Source organism: Pseudarthrobacter sp. NBSH8, assembly GCF_014217545.1.
Classification (GTDB): domain Bacteria; phylum Actinomycetota; class Actinomycetes; order Actinomycetales; family Micrococcaceae; genus Arthrobacter.
Genome location: NZ_CP043178.1, coordinates 1,713,029 through 1,729,908, shown reverse-complemented (window position 1 = coordinate 1,729,908; position 16,880 = coordinate 1,713,029). Strand labels below are relative to the sequence as shown.

At 63.4% G+C, this 16,880-nt stretch carries 16 protein-coding genes; 5 read left to right on the top strand and 11 right to left on the bottom strand.

Features of this window, described 5'->3' with window-relative positions; translation table 11 throughout:
- Positions 1–24 precede the first annotated feature (24 nt).
- Entirely contained in the window at positions 25–1,335 is a 1,311-nt protein-coding gene (locus FYJ92_RS07915; protein ID WP_185263352.1) for an MFS transporter, read from the bottom strand.
- A 190-nt stretch (positions 1,336–1,525) separates the two neighbouring features.
- On the opposite strand from FYJ92_RS07915, the gene FYJ92_RS07910 reads away from it, so the two are divergent.
- The 3 genes from FYJ92_RS07910 (at position 1,526) to FYJ92_RS07900 (ending at position 5,112) form a co-directional block, all read left to right on the top strand.
- Complete coding sequence (locus FYJ92_RS07910) at positions 1,526–3,034, top strand: AMP-binding protein (protein ID WP_185263351.1); 1,509 nt, start codon at positions 1,526–1,528, stop codon at positions 3,032–3,034.
- Positions 3,034–3,840 carry a TIGR03084 family metal-binding protein gene (locus tag FYJ92_RS07905; RefSeq protein ID WP_185263350.1) on the top strand — a complete coding sequence of 269 codons (807 nt, stop codon included), beginning with the start codon at positions 3,034–3,036 and terminating at the stop codon, positions 3,838–3,840. Before FYJ92_RS07910 ends, FYJ92_RS07905 begins: the two co-directional genes overlap by 1 nt.
- Positions 3,841–4,245: 405 nt before the next feature.
- Positions 4,246–5,112: an alpha/beta fold hydrolase gene (locus tag FYJ92_RS07900; RefSeq protein WP_185263349.1), complete on the top strand. Its 867-nt coding sequence runs from the start codon at positions 4,246–4,248 to the stop codon at positions 5,110–5,112.
- A gap of 74 nt (positions 5,113–5,186) precedes the next feature.
- Here FYJ92_RS07900 and FYJ92_RS07895 read toward each other — a convergent pair whose 3' ends face one another.
- Positions 5,187–6,923, bottom strand: coding sequence for a bifunctional 3-(3-hydroxy-phenyl)propionate/3-hydroxycinnamic acid hydroxylase (locus FYJ92_RS07895; RefSeq protein ID WP_185263721.1), 1,737 nt, complete (start codon positions 6,921–6,923; stop codon positions 5,187–5,189).
- A gap of 86 nt (positions 6,924–7,009) precedes the next feature.
- Positions 7,010–7,981, bottom strand: coding sequence for a zinc-binding dehydrogenase (locus FYJ92_RS07890; protein WP_185263348.1), 972 nt, complete (start codon positions 7,979–7,981; stop codon positions 7,010–7,012).
- Between the two features lie 204 nt (positions 7,982–8,185).
- Between FYJ92_RS07890 and FYJ92_RS07885 the strand changes: the two genes are divergently transcribed.
- Positions 8,186–8,662 (top strand): hotdog fold thioesterase, encoded by a 477-nt coding sequence (locus tag FYJ92_RS07885; protein WP_185263347.1) that lies wholly within the window; start codon positions 8,186–8,188, stop codon positions 8,660–8,662.
- Positions 8,663–8,678: 16 nt separating this feature from the next.
- On the opposite strand, the gene FYJ92_RS07880 is transcribed toward FYJ92_RS07885, so the two are convergent.
- A complete protein-coding gene (locus FYJ92_RS07880; RefSeq protein WP_185263346.1) occupies positions 8,679–9,248 on the bottom strand; it encodes a helix-turn-helix domain-containing protein in 570 nt (189 codons plus the stop codon).
- Between the two features lie 147 nt (positions 9,249–9,395).
- Between FYJ92_RS07880 and FYJ92_RS07875 the strand changes: the two genes are divergently transcribed.
- On the top strand, positions 9,396–10,208 hold the full coding sequence (locus tag FYJ92_RS07875) for an IclR family transcriptional regulator (protein ID WP_185263345.1): 813 nt from the start codon (positions 9,396–9,398) through the stop codon (positions 10,206–10,208).
- Positions 10,209–10,259: 51 nt separating this feature from the next.
- Here FYJ92_RS07875 and FYJ92_RS07870 read toward each other — a convergent pair whose 3' ends face one another.
- The 7 genes from FYJ92_RS07870 to FYJ92_RS07840 are packed head-to-tail and all read right to left on the bottom strand — an operon-like array spanning position 10,260 to position 16,751.
- Positions 10,260–10,721, bottom strand: coding sequence for a hypothetical protein (locus FYJ92_RS07870; protein ID WP_185263344.1), 462 nt, complete (start codon positions 10,719–10,721; stop codon positions 10,260–10,262).
- A gap of 5 nt (positions 10,722–10,726) precedes the next feature.
- Positions 10,727–12,307: a long-chain fatty acid--CoA ligase gene (locus FYJ92_RS07865; protein ID WP_185263343.1), complete on the bottom strand. Its 1,581-nt coding sequence runs from the start codon at positions 12,305–12,307 to the stop codon at positions 10,727–10,729.
- Positions 12,304–13,155, bottom strand: a complete 852-nt coding sequence (hcaB, locus tag FYJ92_RS07860; RefSeq protein ID WP_185263342.1) for a 3-(cis-5,6-dihydroxycyclohexa-1,3-dien-1-yl)propanoate dehydrogenase — start codon at positions 13,153–13,155, stop codon at positions 12,304–12,306. Before hcaB ends, FYJ92_RS07865 begins: the two co-directional genes overlap by 4 nt.
- 57 nt (positions 13,156–13,212) lie before the next feature.
- Positions 13,213–13,782 (bottom strand): 3-phenylpropionate/cinnamic acid dioxygenase subunit beta, encoded by a 570-nt coding sequence (locus tag FYJ92_RS07855; protein ID WP_185263341.1) that lies wholly within the window; start codon positions 13,780–13,782, stop codon positions 13,213–13,215.
- A gap of 25 nt (positions 13,783–13,807) precedes the next feature.
- A complete protein-coding gene (locus FYJ92_RS07850) occupies positions 13,808–15,040 on the bottom strand; it encodes an NAD(P)/FAD-dependent oxidoreductase (RefSeq protein WP_185263340.1) in 1,233 nt (410 codons plus the stop codon).
- Positions 15,040–15,381 carry a bifunctional 3-phenylpropionate/cinnamic acid dioxygenase ferredoxin subunit gene (locus tag FYJ92_RS07845; RefSeq protein WP_185263339.1) on the bottom strand — a complete coding sequence of 114 codons (342 nt, stop codon included), beginning with the start codon at positions 15,379–15,381 and terminating at the stop codon, positions 15,040–15,042. The genes FYJ92_RS07850 and FYJ92_RS07845 overlap by 1 nt, the downstream gene beginning before the upstream one ends.
- Positions 15,378–16,751: an aromatic ring-hydroxylating dioxygenase subunit alpha gene (locus FYJ92_RS07840; protein ID WP_185263338.1), complete on the bottom strand. Its 1,374-nt coding sequence runs from the start codon at positions 16,749–16,751 to the stop codon at positions 15,378–15,380. The genes FYJ92_RS07845 and FYJ92_RS07840 overlap by 4 nt, the downstream gene beginning before the upstream one ends.
- Positions 16,752–16,880: the final 129 nt, after the last annotated feature.

Sequence of the window (16,880 nt, the reverse complement as noted above, 5' to 3'; positions counted from 1 at the left end):
CTGTGCTGGGGGTTTCTTCTGTTACTACTCCATCTTCATGCCTCTGGTCTCTGGCAACCGCAGGCACACGATCAAGGTAAGCATGCAAAGCACGATCGCGAAGCAGACGAACACTGCGTGGAGACCGATACTCGAAAGCCAGGTGTTCAGGTAGGGGGCCGTGCCGCCGAAGATAGCTGAGAATCCGCCGTACGTCATTCCGACGACCGTTGCCCGGATCCGAGTCGGAACGAGTTCCGTGAAGATGGCCCCAAGCGGGGCGCAGCACGTGGCGAGGATCAACGATGCCAGGGCCATCGCCAGGAATACGCGCAGGGCGGATGGTCCAAGGATCCATTCCAGCGGGAAGGCGAGTATGGCGAATCCAAGCGTGTAGGCGATCACCATCGGGCGACGACCGACTCGGTCAGAAATCGCTCCCGCTATCGGGATCGCGAGGAGGAACACGGCCTGACCTGCCAAGCCGGCGAGTAGGGCTTGGCTCGCTGGAACGCCATAAACCGTGGTGGCGTAAGAGGGGGCGAAAATGAACCAGGTGTAGAAGATGACCACGCCGCTGGACGACAGGATCGCGATGTTGAGCACGGCCCGGCGGTTCTCGACCAACACACGCCAAGTGTCACGCAGGGATTGGCTGTGTCCATCCTCTTCCTTGTTGGCTTCATAGACCTCTGACTCGGCCATGCGGAACCGCAGGAACAACCCGTAGAGACCCAGCACAGCGCCCATCACGAACGGGATCCTCCACCCGAATTCCGACATCTGCTGCTTATCCAGCACGCTGGTGAGCAGGACGCCGAACCCAGTGGCAAGCATTGTGCCTAGGGCGACCCCGATCCACGGGGTGGATGCCCAGAGTCCACGTTTGTTGTGCGGCGCGATTTCCGCCAGATATGTGAACGCTGAGCCGGTCTCACCTCCGTGGGAGAAGCCCTGTACTAAGCGGGCCAGCAGCAGTACGACAGATGCCCATACGCCGGCCTGATTGAACGTTGGGGCTACAGCGATCATGAGGCTGCCTACTGCTGCCAGCATGATAGCGAGCGTCAGGCTGAAGCGTCGTCCTTTACGGTCGGCGATCAGACCAAACACCCAACCACCGATAGGGCGCATGAGGAACCCGACGGCGAAGATCGCCAGCGTCGATAGCGTGGCTGACACGGGATCCTGGGCGCGGAAGATCTGTGCGGCGAAGAACGGGGTGAAGATGGCGTAAACGTTCCAGTCGAACCATTCGATCGCGTTGCCGATGTTTACGGCGACCATGTCGCGGGCTGTTCGGGGGCGGACGCGTTGGGGCGTAAGCATTGGTGTGGTTGCAGAAGTGGCCACCATTGGCTCCTTCGATTTGGTAGAGGGGCGTCGTGACGGCGGTCACTTACGCTCAACAGATCGTGTCGTGGACGATCACGACGGGTCAAACCTTTATTTCCAACGAAGGATGCCGCTTTATTCACGTTCCCTTGCGCATTGTCACATGCATACAGTGGTCTTCGATCGTGCGAACCCATATCAAGGAGGATCAATGGGCAACCCCGTCCCGTGGCTGGAATTTCAAGCCTCACGCGTTCCGGACAAAGCTGCACTCCGGGATCTAAGCACCGGCCAGACAACGACGTACGCGGAGTTGGTGGAACGCACTAGCCGTCTGGCTGGGCATCTGGAGGCCATTGGTATCCGTAAGGGCGACCGGGTTGCCGTGTTGGCTCAGAACAATCCGCGGGTCTTTGAGATCCTCTACGCATGTGCCCGAGTGGGGGCGATCATGGTGCCGATGAACTGGCGCCTTTCCCCCCATGAGTTAAAGGCCATCATGGAGGATTTTAGTCCAAAGCTTCTCGTCCACGACGGCGCCAACGATGCACTGGCCCAGGAACTTGCCGGGGGTCAGACGCTTGTCAGCCGGCTGAGCTGGGGAGAGGGCCCGGAAGGCCGATACGAGCAGGCGGTCGCGTCCGCTCCGGCAACCGCGTGGCGGCAAGACCTGACGGAGGACGACGATTGGGTCATCGTGTACACGTCCGGCACAACGGGGCTGCCAAAGGGCGCCGTCCACACCTTTCGCAGCGTGCGAGCCAACATCGAGAACTCGGCCTACGCGGGCGACGTGAGTTCGGAATCGGTGGGGCTCACGGTCTTGCCGACTTTCCATGTGGCGGGATTGCATCTTTATGCCAACGCGCTGTTGATGCACGGCGGCACCGCGCTGATCATGCAGTCATTCGACGTCGCCGAAACGTTGCGTCTATTCCAAGACCGGAAGACTGGAGTCACGCATTTCTGCGGTGTACCGGCCAACTTCCAATTCATGGCGACACAGCCGGGCTTTGCGGAAGCCGAGTTCCTGCCCGTCAATGCCACCGTAGGGGGCTCACCCGTGCCGCGAGCTTTGGTCGACCTCTGGAAGGAACGCGGCGTTAACGTCATGTCAATCTACGGGGTCACGGAGGCGGGCTCGTCGCTGCTGGCCATGCCGCCCCGCGGCAGCGATGGCAAGTCTGCGGTCGGCGTCCCGGCGATGCACGCAGAAGCGAGCGTGCGCGGTGCAGATGGCTCTCCGTTGCCCGCCGGTTCCATCGGTGAACTGTGGCTCCGCGGGCCGATGCTGATGCGCGGTTATTGGAACAAGCCCGAGGAATCGGCCGCAGCCATCCGGCCCGACGGATGGCTGCGCACCGGGGATGCAGCCAGTTTCGACGCTGCCGGCATCTTCCACATAGTGGACCGGTGGAAGGACATGTATATATCCGGCGGTGAGAACGTCTACCCCGCCGAGGTAGAGAACGTCATCTACCAGCATCCCGCTGTGGTGCTGGTGTCCGTGATCGGCGTCCCTGACGGGAAATGGGGGGAGGTCGGCAAAGCATTCGTCGTCGTCAATGCAGACGCGTGCACTTCAGACGAGCTTCGGTCCTGGTGCCGGCAGAGATTGGCTGCATTCAAGGTTCCGGCCAGTTTCGAGTTCCTGTCTGACATGCCGCGGAACGCCACAGGAAAGATCATGAAGAATGAACTGAAAAAGCTGGCCGCCTGATGGCCGTATCCATCAGGGGCCTGATCCGAGACTGGGTCGACGAGACTCAGGCCTTGGAAGCGGACCTGTCCCCTCTCTCCCCTGAAGACTGGGAGCTCGCTACCCCGGCCCCTGGCTGGGATATCAGGCATCAAGTCGCCCACCTAACCTGGACTGACGAAGCCCTCGCGCTGGCCCTATGCTCGCCGGACGAGTTTGACGCCTTGCGCAACCGCGTTCTCGCCGATCCCGAAGGTGTCGTCAACGAAGCCGCCGCATCAGGCGCGACCAAGGCCCCGGAAGTCATTATGCGGCGCTGGGTCTCAGGGCAGCGCCGCGCTGCGGAAATCCTGGAAGGCTCCGACCCCTCCAGCCGAATGCCGTGGTTCGGACCGCCTATGGGCGCCGCGGCAGCCATCAGCGCCCGGATCATGGAAACCTTCGCTCACGGCCAAGACATCCGGGACGCCCTGGGCCTTAAACCCCCACGTTCCTCACGGCTGCGCCACATCGCCCATTTGGCCGTGGCCGCGCGCGGTTACAGCTTCAAGGTCAACGGACTGCCCGTCCCCCCCGACGAGATCCGCGTCGAACTAACCTTCGAAGGCGAAACTTGGTCGTGGGGACCGGAGCATGCAACCCAGCGGGTGATCGGGGATGCGCTGGAGTTCGCACTGCTGGCCACTCGCCGACGGCATATCGACGATGTTTCCCTCAAGACCACCGGGGAAGTTGCGGAAACGTGGGCCAACCTGGCGCAGGCCTATGCCGGCCCTCCCGGGCATGGGAGGGAACCGCTCTCATCGTCTTCCACGAAAATCTCATGAACTACTTCTGGGCGATCGGGCGAGATCCCGTGTGCGCGGAAGCCTGCGGCGGGGTCATCTGAAAGGAAGCCTGTCCAGGCCGTTGTTGATCAGGTCTTCCCCAAACGGGCCACGGCGGCTTCGAGGTTTTCAAGCGAAGCCACGTAACTTACGCTACAAACGATCATTCATCGCCGACTACGACCGACAACTAGTTCCCGGGTGCCGGCGCGTTTGGCCGCTGCCTTACTAAACATGTAGCCATCAGGGCTGCGCCCGGGACAAAGACAACCTGAGCCCGTGTGCCGCATGGCGGAACGCCAGCCACATACAGGTGCCGGATATGCCTAACGTGATATGGAACCCCATGCAGGGCCTGCCTTGCCATTCCCGCGGCTAGCCGCCGTCAGTTCAGGAGCCACAGATATGACGACACAAACTCAAGTCCCCAACTATGTCACCGCCCCGTTCTTTGGTTTGGAAGACAAGTGGGTTGAGACCGCTGAGGGCGAGATCACCCACTACCACGACATCGGCGAGGGCACACCGATTCTTTTCCTACACGGTTCCGGCACCGGAGTCACCGCTGCAGCCAACTGGTGGCTGAACCTGCCGGAGATCAGCGAACAGGCGCGCTGCATCGCGATCGACTCCATTGGCTATGGACAGTCGGTAGTGGCCGAAGGCACCCAGTACGGCATCAAGGAATGGGTCCGCCATGCGGTTCGCGTCCTCGACGCGCTGGGCATTGAGAAAACGTGGATCGTGGGGAACTCCCTAGGTGGCTGGCTGGCCTTCCAGTTCGCCATCGACTACCCGGAGCGGCTGCTCGGCATCATTTCCATGGGCACGGGCGGCGCCAAGCTCACCGGCGCCCTTGCCGGACACTCCAAGCCAGACCTTTCCGAAGCCGGCATCCGCAGGACGCTGGAGCTGTTCGTTGTGGACAAGTCCCTGGTCACCGACGAACTGGTCGCACTGCGTTACCAGGCGGCGTTGAACGATACAGCCTCCGATCGTTTGGCCGATGTCGTTGCGGCGCGTGACCGTGATCGCACTGAGCTGCCGCTCGACTTTGACGTTCTTTCCAGACTGGATATTCCCGTACTGCTCGTCCATGGGGTCCAAGATGTGGTGATCCCGGTTTCCCGCACCTGGGAGCTGCTAAATATCATCCCCACAGCCGATGCGCACATCTTCAGCCAGTGTGGACACTGGTCGCAGGTGGAGCGCGCCGAGGAGTTCAACACGATCATCAAGCAGTACCTGGCTGCCCGCGGCGTCACCCGCTAAACCGCACAGCCGCCAAACGCTGGTGGCCGGTTCCCCTTCAGGGAAGCCGGCCACCAGTTTTTGTTTGCCTGGATTCAGGCAGTGACACCCACGAGAGGTGTCGCGACGTCGGACGCCGGGACAGCCGGGCCGTCAGCGGTGAACTCCAGCGACTGCAGGATGGCATTCAAGGTGGCCGGTGCATTCTGCACGAGGCAGGCACCGGCGACGAATCGGTCCGGGCGGAGGAACACGAGGGGGGTGGGCCGGTCATCAAACCACTTCTTGATCTGCCCGGTGTGGTCTCCGAGGACCAGGACATCCTTATCCATGTTCTCTTCGGCCCAAGTGCGCTGGGTCTCGGGAAGCAGGCAGACCAGGCGGGCGCCCATCAGCTTGAGCTGGGCAAGGGACTCCGCAGGCAGGACATCGGTGGGGCTGTTGCCCCAGACCAGGACGGACCACCAGTTCCCGATCGCGTCATCGAGCAGGATGTTGGTCCCCGCTTTGGAAGTCACCCACGGCTGCGGAAACTGGACCCCGACTGGCGACACCTTGTTCTTGGCCGTCCGCACCGGAATCAGCCGGCTGGTCAGCTTTGCGGCGGCATGACCAGGCTCCAGGGTGGTGGGGTCCGCGAGCACGCCGACGGTGTAGCGCGGCATCGGTTTGAACCGCATGTCCGTGAAGTAGCTCTTGACCTGGGGCAACAGGTTGAGGACCGCGGAGGCGGCGTCGCGGGCCGCGACGGCGACCGGATTGGTCAGCTTGATGGCGGCGCCGAAGGTCAGCGAAAGGTCAACCATCGCCTTGGCGTGTTCCTTGCGTTCCGAGGTGTATGTGTCCAGCAGCCGGTCCGAGGCAGCGCCGCGAAGAATGGTGGACAATTTCCAGCCCAGGTTCGTGGCGTCACGCATTCCGGAGTTCCACCCCTGTCCCAGCCACACAGGCATCAGGTGGGCGGCGTCGCCAGCAATGAGCTGTCGCCCCCCTCGGAAGGAGCCCGCCACGCGTCCGTGGTGGGTGAAGACGCGACGGCGGATGAACTGCAGGCTAGACGGATCCGGAACGTGGTCCTTGAGCATCCGGTTCACAAAGTCTGGGTCTGTCGCCTGTTCTTCCGTTTCCCCGTCGTGCAACATGAACTCGAAACGACGCACGGCATGCGGAAGGCCGATGGAGACGTAGGGCCGCTTCGGGTCAGCACCGAGGAAAACGTTCGGGGTGCCGAGCGGATCATTGTTGACGTCGACAACGAGCCACCGCGTTGACGGCGATTCACCTTCGAAGCTGACACCCAGCCGCTTCCGGGTGGGGGATTTTCCGCCCTCGCAGCCCACCAGATACTGCGCCGAGAAACGCCGTTCCTCTGCCCCTTCGGCGCCGGCAAACAGCGCGACGGCAGTGACGCCGTCGGAGTCCTCCTCGACAGTTTCAACCGTGTGGCCGAACAGCACGCGCACGTTGTCGAAACGTGAGAGCCCCTCGTGCAGCACCCGGTCGACTTCGGGCTGGATGAAGCTGTGTTTGCGGTGCCAGCCGAACTCCATGGTCTCCGGATTGTTTTCCAGGATGGTCTTGCCGGCGCCGTTGACCAGCCGCATGATGTGCTGCGGAGTGGTGTGCGGCTTGACCTGTTCCGCGAGGCCGAGGGTCTGAATGGTGCGAAAGGATTCGTCGTCCAGGCCTACCCCGCGGGGGTAGTCGATCAGCCGGTCCAGGGTTTCAAGAACAGTCACAGAGTGTCCGTACATGCCCAGGATGTTTGCGAGTGCCAGCCCTGACGGGCCGGCACCAATGATGAGGACTTCACTTTCGTGGGTGGCTTTCATCTTCACCTAATCTCCTGGCGGCGTTGCCAGGGTCGCTGGAATTACTTCTGGGTGGTTGGCCCGTCATCCGTCGGGGCTGAACGTTCTCAGGGGACGCTGATGACAACCTTCCCGTGTAGCTCGCCATCGATCATTGCCTGGAAGCCTTCATGGATCCGCTCCAGGGGTAGGACACGGTCGATCCGGGGACGGAGCCCGGTGCTGGCCAGAAGACGCAGCATCGCGGCGGTTTCGTGCCGGGTCGAGCCGGTCGAACCCAGGACGCGCAGCTGCTGGTAGAACACCCGGCCAAGGTCGGCGTCGGGTGCCGTGCCGCTCGTTGCCCCGGCGATGACGATCGCGCCGCCCGGGCGAAGGCACCGCAGCGAGTGTGCCCAGGTTGCTTCGCCGACGGTTTCGATGACGGCGTCCACCCGCTCAGGCAGGCGTGCACCGGATTCGAAGGCGGCATGGGCGCCGAGCTCAAGTGCCAGCTGGCGTTTGGCTTCGGTTCGGCTGGTGGCGTAGACGGTGACTCCTGCGGCCGCCGCCATGGCAATGGCAGCAGAGGCCACCCCGCCGCCGGCTCCCTGGACCAGGACCTTGTCGCCCGCGGTGACGCTGGCCTGGGTGAAGAGCATCCGGTACGCGGTGGACCAGGCCACGGGCAGGCAGGCCGCCTCCTCGAAGCTCAGGTGGGCCGGTTTGTCCACGAGGCAGCGGTCCGGCACCACGATGTACTCGGCGAACCCGCCGTCGTGCCGCTCCGAGAGCAGCGCCCGGTTGGGGTCCAGCGTTTCGTCGCCGCGGCCGGCGTCGGGATCGGCAATGATCGGATGCACCACCACTTCGCGGCCCTTGTCGGTGACCCCTGCGACATCACAGCCAAGAATGATGGGAATGTTCTTGGGATCGTGCCCGATGCCCCGGAGCGTCCAGACATCATGCATGTTCAGGGATGAGGCCTTAACCTTCACTCGCGTCCACCCGGGCCCCGCCTGGGGCACCGGGACGTCACGCAACTCAAGTCCGGACAGCGGATCGTCAGCATTCTGGCGGACAGCAACAGCGGCAAGCATGTGGTTTCCGGGCTCCTCGGATGTCGCGGACAGCACCAGAGGGCGGGCTGTCGCTGGTTATGCATCCATGGTGGCAAGCCTTGGTGTCATGGGCCACAAAGCGTGCCGTCAGGCGGAATGCACGGGCACACCGCCGGTATCGGGGTCTTAGCGTGGTGGGCGGCGTTTCAACGAAAAGGCCGCTCTCGGAAGGAACAGCATCGGATGACACTCTGGCACGGCGCGGTCGACCTGGCAGACCTCAATGGAAGGGGCGCGCAGAGCCTCAATTCGAACCTCGGCATCGAAATTACGGAGGTAACGGACACCGCGCTGCACGGACGAATGCCCGTCGACGGCCGGACGGTCCAGCCTGCAGGGGTCCTGCACGGCGGCGCCTCCGTGGCCTTTGCCGAGACGCTGGCCTCCTGGGCGGGATACCTCGCGGTGGACCGTACCCGGTTCCACGTGGTCGGCCAGGAAATCAATGCCAATCACATCCGCCCGGCATCGACGGGCTGGGTCCATGGTGCGGCGAGTCCTGTCAACGTCGGTCGGCGTGCCCACGTCTGGGAGGTGCGGATCACCAACGACGCCGGCGCTTTGGTGTGCATTTCCCGATGCACTCTCGCCGTTCTGGAGGTACCGAGCGGTTATGCCGTTCCGGAGGAGCGTGGCCGGGTGCCGGAGGGGGGTCGCTGAGCCGTTCACCGGCCCGTCATTTGGATGCAGTGAACTGCGGCACCTCGGGGGTTGTGGTTGTCAGGTGGAACATGGCCCGTCCGCCGAGGCTGCGGTAGCCGTGGTCCACGTCGCCGGGGAATCGCGCGAAGTCCCCCATGCTGAGGACGAGCATCTCGTTCTCCGGGCCGGCTTCCAGCCTGCCCTCGATGACGTAGAGCTGATGCAGGGTGCCCAGGGTCTGCGCTGTAACGAGTCTCACGCGCTGGGTCTGCTCCACGGTGACAACCTGTGTGCGGACATAGCCCGAGCCGTAAATGCGGTCCAGATTGCGTTCTTCACCGACGAGCGTGCGGACCCAAGCAGCGTCCATCGCACGGGAAACAAGGGTCTTGGTTCCCCACTCAGTCAGCAGCCCGCGGTAGCTCAGTCCCAGCGCCTCGCCGATCGCCTCTAGTGTGCCGACGGTAGGGTTTCCCCCACCCTGTTCGATTTTGGACAGCGTCTGTTTGGACAGCGAAGCCCTGCGGGCAAGCTCCCCGAGAGTGAGGTTCCGCTCCGCCCGGAAGCGGCGGACGTTCCTGGATACGAGATCGTTAAGCGACACACTCCATTGTCACTTATAAATGACGTTTAGTCATGTTTGACATACTCCAGTGTTGGACGCAAACTGGAAGAGCCGGTCATCGAAGCCGGCCCAAGCCAATTGGGATACGGTCCGTGGACGGGCGCGACCCCCTGCTAAAGGATTAATATGGCATCCAGTGTTGCTGCCGCAGGGCGCGATGACCGCGCCGCCGTCGACAAGGCCATGGCACTGCTCAGCGCCTTTGGCAATGATGCCTTCACCGGTGCCGGCGTCAGTGAACTTGCCCGCCGGGCGGACATGTCCAAGTCCACGGCCTTCCGGGTTCTGGCGATGCTGCAGCGCAGCGGCGCCGTGGAACGGGCAGGCAACGCCTACCGGCTTGGCAAACTGATCCATAACCTCGGTGCCAACAATGAGAGCGCGGCCCATGGCCGGATCCGGGATGCGCTCACGCCCTACCTCGCTGACCTGTATGAGATGAGCCGCCAGACGGTCCACCTTGCGGTTCTGGTGGGCACCGAAGTGGTCTACCTGAACAAGCTCTACGGCCACCTGCAGGTCCGCAGCCCCTCACGCATCGGCGGCCAAGCCCCCGCCTACTGCACCGCGGTGGGCAAAATGCTGCTGTCCTATGACCCGGATGCCACCGAGCAGGTCCTGCAGTCGCAGTTGTCCGCCTGGACACCAGCTACGATTACGGAGCCGGACGCCTTCCGCGCTGAACTGGCCAGAGTGCGGGAAACCAACCTCGCCTACGACCGCGAGGAAATCCTTGTGGGGCTGAACTGCATCGCAGCTCCGGTCATGGGGGCCAACGGCAGGCCGGTGGCTGCGTTGTCGGTTTCCGGTCCCGCTGGAAAGTTTATTCCCGATTCCCAGGCCACCGCGCTGCGGAAGGTCTGCTACGCGGCCGGCCGTGCCGTGGCAGCGGCAAGCGCACAGCGGCAGCATCAACTACGGCTGGTGCAGGGCGCCTGACGCCGCCCTTCCTGTGCAGGCACAAGATGTGCAGGATCTTACGTTGTGGACCTACTTCGTGGGCACGTCGTCTAGGTGGCGTGAGTCCTCAAGTACTGATTCCGGTTCGGCGGCGAGCAATGACAAGGACCTGCCGGGCACATCGACGTCGAGGACGTAGCGGAATCCTGCCGCCTCGCCGCGGGCAATTCCGGCGACATCGCCCTCATCAACGGCCAGTACCAGCCTGCGGCAGGTTGGATCCGCGGCCATGACCCGCTCCGAGACCAGCTGAATAACCGGCGCGCCGGCCTCCGCATCGGGATGGATGAGCCGGTCCCGTAATCCGGCAGGATAGGCCGCGGCGATCGGTGTCGAGACCACAAAGGCAACGCTGACCGTGCCGGCCGGCCTGCCGTTCTCGGTCACGCTGAAGACCGCGTCCCAGCCCGTGACCGGGGGCTCCGGAACGCACTGCCACGACGGCGGCAGCGGTTCGGGCCATTTGAGCAGGTCCACATCTTCGGAAGACATTCGGATTACCCTTCCTTGTTGACGAGCTGCCGGATGCTGAGTTTGTCCAGCTTGCCCGAGCCGTTGCGGGGCACTGCGCCGGTGATGACCAAACGCTTGGGCAGTTTGTAGCGGGCAAGGTATTTGCTGGTGAATTCCCTGACCTCTTCCACTGTGGGAACCTGGCCGTCCTTGCAGCTCATGACGGCCACTACGGACTCACCCCACTTTGAATCTTCGACGCCGACGACGGCCACGTCGAGGACGCCGGGGAATTCCATCAGCGCCCGCTCCACCTCGGCGGGATAGACGTTTTCGCCGCCGGTGATGATCATGTCCTTCAGCCGGTCGACGATGAAGAAGAATCCGTCCTCGTCGCGGTAACCGATGTCTCCGGTACGGAACCAGCCAGCGTGGAAAGCGGACGCCGTGGCCTCGGGGTTGTTCCAGTATCCGCTGGTGACGTTGGGCCCCTTGACCCACATTTCGCCGGTTTCGCCGGCTTTCTCTACGTCTTCCAGGGTGAAGGGATCGACGATCCGGATGTCGGTGTGCGGCATCGGGATGCCGCAGGAGCCCGCCTTGGCGTACGTGAGTTCAACGGGCAGGTAGGTCGCGAACGGTGATGTCTCCGTCAGTCCCCAGGCTTGCTGCACGGGAACTCCTTTGCCTTCGTACTGCTTTAGCAGTATCGGCGGGACCGGGGCGCCGGCGCAGATCAGGGCACGCAGGCCGGAGATGTCGTGTTGCTGGAATTCGTCCGTCTGCTGCATCGCCGAGAGCTGGGCCGGAACCAGGAAGGCCTGGGTTACGCGGTACTCTTCGATGTCCCGGAGAGTTTGTCGGGGATCAAAGTTGCGTCGGACTATCGTTGTGCCACCGCGCACGAGCAGGCGGATGGTCAGGGCGTTCAGCGCGCCAATATGAAACAGCGGTGCCACCGCCAGATTGACGTCACCGCGACGGGTGTCGACGAGTGAGTCGACGTTGACGGAATTCCACCAGATATTTCCAAACGTCAACTGCACGCCCTTGGGCTCCCCGGTAGTTCCGGAGGTGAACATCAGGATGGCCAGGTCGTCGTCGTGCGCAGTCGCCGGCTCGGGCGTCTCCGCGCCGCTGCCAGATGCCAGAAAACGGCTCAGAGGCGTCCAGTTGTCCTCGAGCTGCGCTTGAACCGGAGCGGGTGCAGCCGAATCGTTGTCCACCAGCACCAGCTGGAGCGAGTTGGTGTCCAGCCCGTCCGCGCGATCGATGACGTCCTGATGCCCGGGTTCCACGATCAGCAAGCGCGGCTTGGACGTGGCGATGAGGCTTTCGATCTCCCGGGGCGCCAGACGGAAGTTGAACGGCTGAAAAACGGCCCCAATCCACCAGGCCGCCATCATGGTCATGATAAAGGTGCTGCTGTTTAGCCCCAGGTAGCCGATCCGGTCACCGCGTCTGACACCGCTGGCGGCAAAGGCCCGGGCATACTCCTCGATCCGTGCTGCCAGCGCCGCGTAGTCAAGCTCCTCGCCCTCATAGATCAGGGCGGTGTTGCGGGGAAAGTACCGCGCTTGGCGAAGGACGCCGGCGGCCGGATTGATGTCGATTGAGCGCGTCAAAGGTCGTCGCCTCCCGCAGCGTTGCTGCCGAAACCGCGGACGGCGATGCCGCCGTCCGCGGGGATGATGGCCCCGGTGATGTTGCTGGCGTTCGACCGTGAAGCCAGCAGCACGTAGGAGCCGGTGAAGTCCTTGGGCTCAACCGAGGAGTCGTGCAGCGGGATCAGGGGATTGTGGCCGGTGATCTCCGAGCGGGCGAAGGAATCGGAGATGGAACGGTCGTTGAGTCCGAGCGATTCCGGGCCTCTCAGGTCGGTGTTCATTCCGCCGATGGCCACGCCGTTCACGCGCACTTTGGGGGCCAGTTCGTAGGCGAGCTGGGTCACCAGGCCGCGGCAGGCGAATTTCGAGGCAGTGTAGACGATTCCGCCGCCGGCCGGATGGAAGGAGGAGTTCGACAGGGTCATGACGATGGATCCGCGGGACTTCACAAGTTCGCGCCAGGCCGCCTCAACAGTCAGGAGGTAGCCCTTGACGTTGATGGAGAACAGCTCATCGAAGGCCTCCGACAGTTGCGTCCCGGTGAGCCTTGTGACCGAGCGGTTGTAGTCCCAGATGCCCGCGTTGGGCACGAGGATGTCCAGCTTGCCGAAGTGATCAACCGTTTCCTGGACCGCCGCCCGAATTGACTCCGGCTCGCGGACGTCACCGGCTATAGTCAACACCCGGTCTGCTGCGCCGGTTTGTTCTGCGACGGCTTTGAGCTTGTCGTGGTCACGGCCGAACAGGACGACAGAGGCGCCTTCGGCGAGGAATCGCTCTGCCACGGCGCGGCCGATGCCGGAACCGCCGCCGGTTATGAGGGCGACGTCACTGTTGAGCCACCCTGCGGAAGAATTTCCGCTCATAGTTACCTCTCTATCGCGGCTGATGCTGGAAATGGAATGGCATCAGGAGCGTTTTTGCTAGAAGAATGTACTGAGATTTTTCGCTTGCAGGACGTTGGCGTCAAACAGCAGTTCGCGCTGGGCGACACGGAAGCTGCCGTCCGCCTCGACGCGGATGATGTCCGTGCGGCCGCCGGCATAGATGTCGGTTTCGGTCTGGAGCCGGTTCCGGTAGACAAGTAATGCCGAGCGAACCTTGAGCTGGTCCGTGCCGCTGTGGCGGACGGTGACGTTGGAGACCAGATGGCGTGTTCTGGAGGGCGGATCCTCTGCCCAGGCCATGCCCGAATCGTATCGCCGGATGCGCCACGCCAGGGATTCCTTGGTCTCGTCGAAGTACGCAGCTTCACCGCGGGCGCCGATGGCCAGTGCGGCCTGGCGCCGGAGCCTGTTGGTACGGAGCGGGGCCCAGTACGTCAGGTCCTCGGCGAAGATTTCCAGCCAGTCCGCGAACCGCCCGTCGTCGAGCAGTTCAGCCTCGTAGAAGTAAAACTGCTGGACCCGGTAGGCGAGCTCAGCGTCGGCGAGCCTGCCTTCGATTTCGTCCACGGCCGTGGCGGCGGCCCCGGCAACAACATGTTCTGTCATGGTTCCTTCCTTGGAGCCGGTCCTGTTACTTCGTGAGCTTTTTCAGGTCGATAGTCGGATCTGCGAGCTTCTGGGGCTCCACCAGGATCCGGCGGTCGATGAGGCGGCGCGCGGCCCTGACGGACAGCCCTCCGTCGACGGCGGCGCAGCCGGCCAGATAACCGCTGGGGTCGAGCCGGAACACCACTGAGGGCTCCCCGTCCTTTTCGCGGACGATGGTGGTCCCTTCCCCGGTCATGCTGCCGACTCCCTCCACGTGAACGCCGTGGCGGTCCGACCAGAACCAGCTGGCTCCGTGCTTCGGTAGCTCCTGCCCCAGAAGGGCAGCGGCGGCGGTCGCGCCTGTGTTCACAGCATGCTCCCAGTGCTCGGCACGGCGGAGCAGGGTACCGTCGGCCAGTCGGATGCGGGAACTGTCGCCCACTGCGTAGACGTTGGGGTGGGCGGTGCGCTGTGACTCGTCAACCAGGGTGCCGTTGTCCGTCGCCAGGCCGGCATCTTCGGCCAGACCGGTTTCCGGAATAATTCCGATGCCGACCAGCACGGCGTCCGCGTCAATGGTTTCGCCCGAGGCCATGGCAACATGATGGCCCTGGCTGTCCCGGGTAATGGAGGTGGGAACGCCCGTGACGACCTCGACACCGCGTTCCGGATGCATGTCGTGTAGCAGGCGGGCCAGTTCGTGGCCGACGGCCGGCACGAGGGGCGGATCCACGGGATCGATGAGGACTACTTCGGCGCCGAACGGCAGGGCAGACGAAGCGACCTCCGCACCGATGAGGCCGGCTCCGATAATCGCCAGCCGGGCACCGGGTTTGAGGGCTGAGCGCAGTTTGTCGGCATCCTCGCGGGTCCGCAACTCGAGCACCGAATCAAGGTCCCCGCCGGGGATGGCGAGCCGCCGGGCGGCTCCACCGGTGGCGAGGACAACCTTGTCGCCGGTGATCTCCCGCCCGTCGTCGAGAACCACTGTGGCCTCGTCAGGGCGGAGTGCCGTGGCACGCCCGGTGACCACCGTCACCCGGTTTTCGGTAAACCACTCTGCTGCCGCGAGCTCGATGTCCTTCGCGCCGCGTGAGCCGAGCAGGTAATCCTTGCTGAGCGGCGGGCGGTCGTACGGGATGCCGGCGGGGTCGATGATGGTCAGCTCTCCCTGGAAACCGCGGCTGCGGAGCTCCTTGGCCAGGGAGAACCCGGACATGCCGCCTCCCACTATCGTGATGGAGTTCAGCGGCGTCACGTCGTTGGCGGGTGCCATTAGACGACTGCGCTGACATTGGGGTAGAGCATGACGTGGCCGTCCTGGACCGCCACCTTGTGGGTGCGGGCTGCGATGGTGGCGGGCATGCACAGGGCCGTGCCGGACTTGAGGCAGAACTTGGCGGAATGGACGGGGCATTCGACCTCTGTGCCTTCGATCCAGCCATCTGCCAGGGACGCGGTCTCGTGGGTGCAGTTGTCGTTCAGCGCGTAGAAATTGCCGTCCTCGGCGTGGAAGACCGCAATGTCTTCGCCGGTACCGTTTTCCTCGGCTGAAATTACTGTGGCTTCGCCCTCGTCGATGTCCTCGACGGTTCCGATGTTGATGGATTCGCTCACGGGGTATCTCCTGGGGTGTTGGTCTTTGCGGTGTTCTCGTGCCACGCGGGGTCGTTCATCACGTTGGCCCAGTGGCGGTAGAAGGAGCGTCCGGCGGCGTCCGAATACAGTTCGCTCGTCTGGCCGGGGTACGTTCCGTCTTCCTTCTCGCTGCCGATTCCCATCTGGAAGTTCAGGGGAACCTGGTTGGTGACGAAGCCACCTGAGATGGCTTGGATTTCCGACCAGTTCTCGCCGTCGTCGGCTTCGAAGATGCCGGAGGGGCCAAAGGTGCGCAGGTTGTAGAGGCGCTGAGCGTCCTTCACGTCATCCGGCATTGACTTGTCCACCAAGATCCAGGCCCAGACTTCAATCTTGTTGGGTCCCTTAGGGTGCCAAACCCGGATGGAGCCGTTGACCGGCAGGTAGGAGAAGTTCGGAAAGACGGTGGCGTGTCCGGTGGTCATGGGGCCTTCAACAGCCGCGTCACCCAGCCGCTCCCGAAGGGCGGTGTAGTCGTAGTACTCGTGGACGGCGCGGGAGTCGAAACGTGATTTGGGGTGGGTGGGGAATCCTGCGCCATGGCCGTTCGGTGCGAGGAACTGGCGGCCCGGGGTAGCTGCGATGTCCGGCTTGGGTCCGCGGCCCGTCGGGGACATGACCATCAGCGCTGAGGCGTGGGACATGTTCACGTGATACCAGTCGGTGGCGAACTGCTCGGCCGCCAGCTTCCAGTTTCCCTCAAGCTCCCACTTCATGACTCCGCCGATGACTTCGGTGCCCTCGGGGTCGCGGTCCAGCATCGCGTCCATGTAGTAGCGCATGTCGCCAAGCGTTTCCTCCAGCGGCGCTGCGTTCGGATCCCAGTTGCCGAAGATCAATCCCTTGTAGGAGGCCACGTTGGGAACCTCGAGGAGGCTCCAGTCCTTCTTTTCGAAGTCCTCGGGATAGGCCTGCTCGTTGGGCACGGACTGCAGGGCTCCCGCCAAGTCGAAGGACCAGCCGTGGTAGGAGCAGGTAAACATTTTAGTGGCACCGGCGTCGGCCCGGCAGAGCCGCACCCCGCGGTGACGGCATGAGTTCAGGTAGGCCTTGATGTTCTTGCCCTTGTCCATCGTGACAATGACGGGGTCCTCCCCCATGAACGTCGTGAAGAAATCCCCGGGCTTGCTGAACTGGCTGGTGTGGGCGAGGAACAGCCAGCTGCGCGCGAAGACCCGGCGCAGTTCCTGCTGGTAGATGCCGGGGTGCGAGTAGATCGACCGGTCGATGAGTCCGCCGTCGGCATCAACGAGCGTGGCGACGTCGATGTTGGTGGTCATTGTCGCGGGCCGGGGCATCCTGCCGATGGCGGGGTTGGCCTGCGGGGGGCAGGAGTCCGTGGTGGTCATGTGCGGGACCCTCCATTCAATTCGGGGTGCTGGTGTTCCTGAGTCTCATAGGACACCCCAGCCGGGCCCTGCCGCCAGCCGCTGTGCCGAACCTCGGAACACTAGGGTCTGTCAATCGCCTCAAGCAGG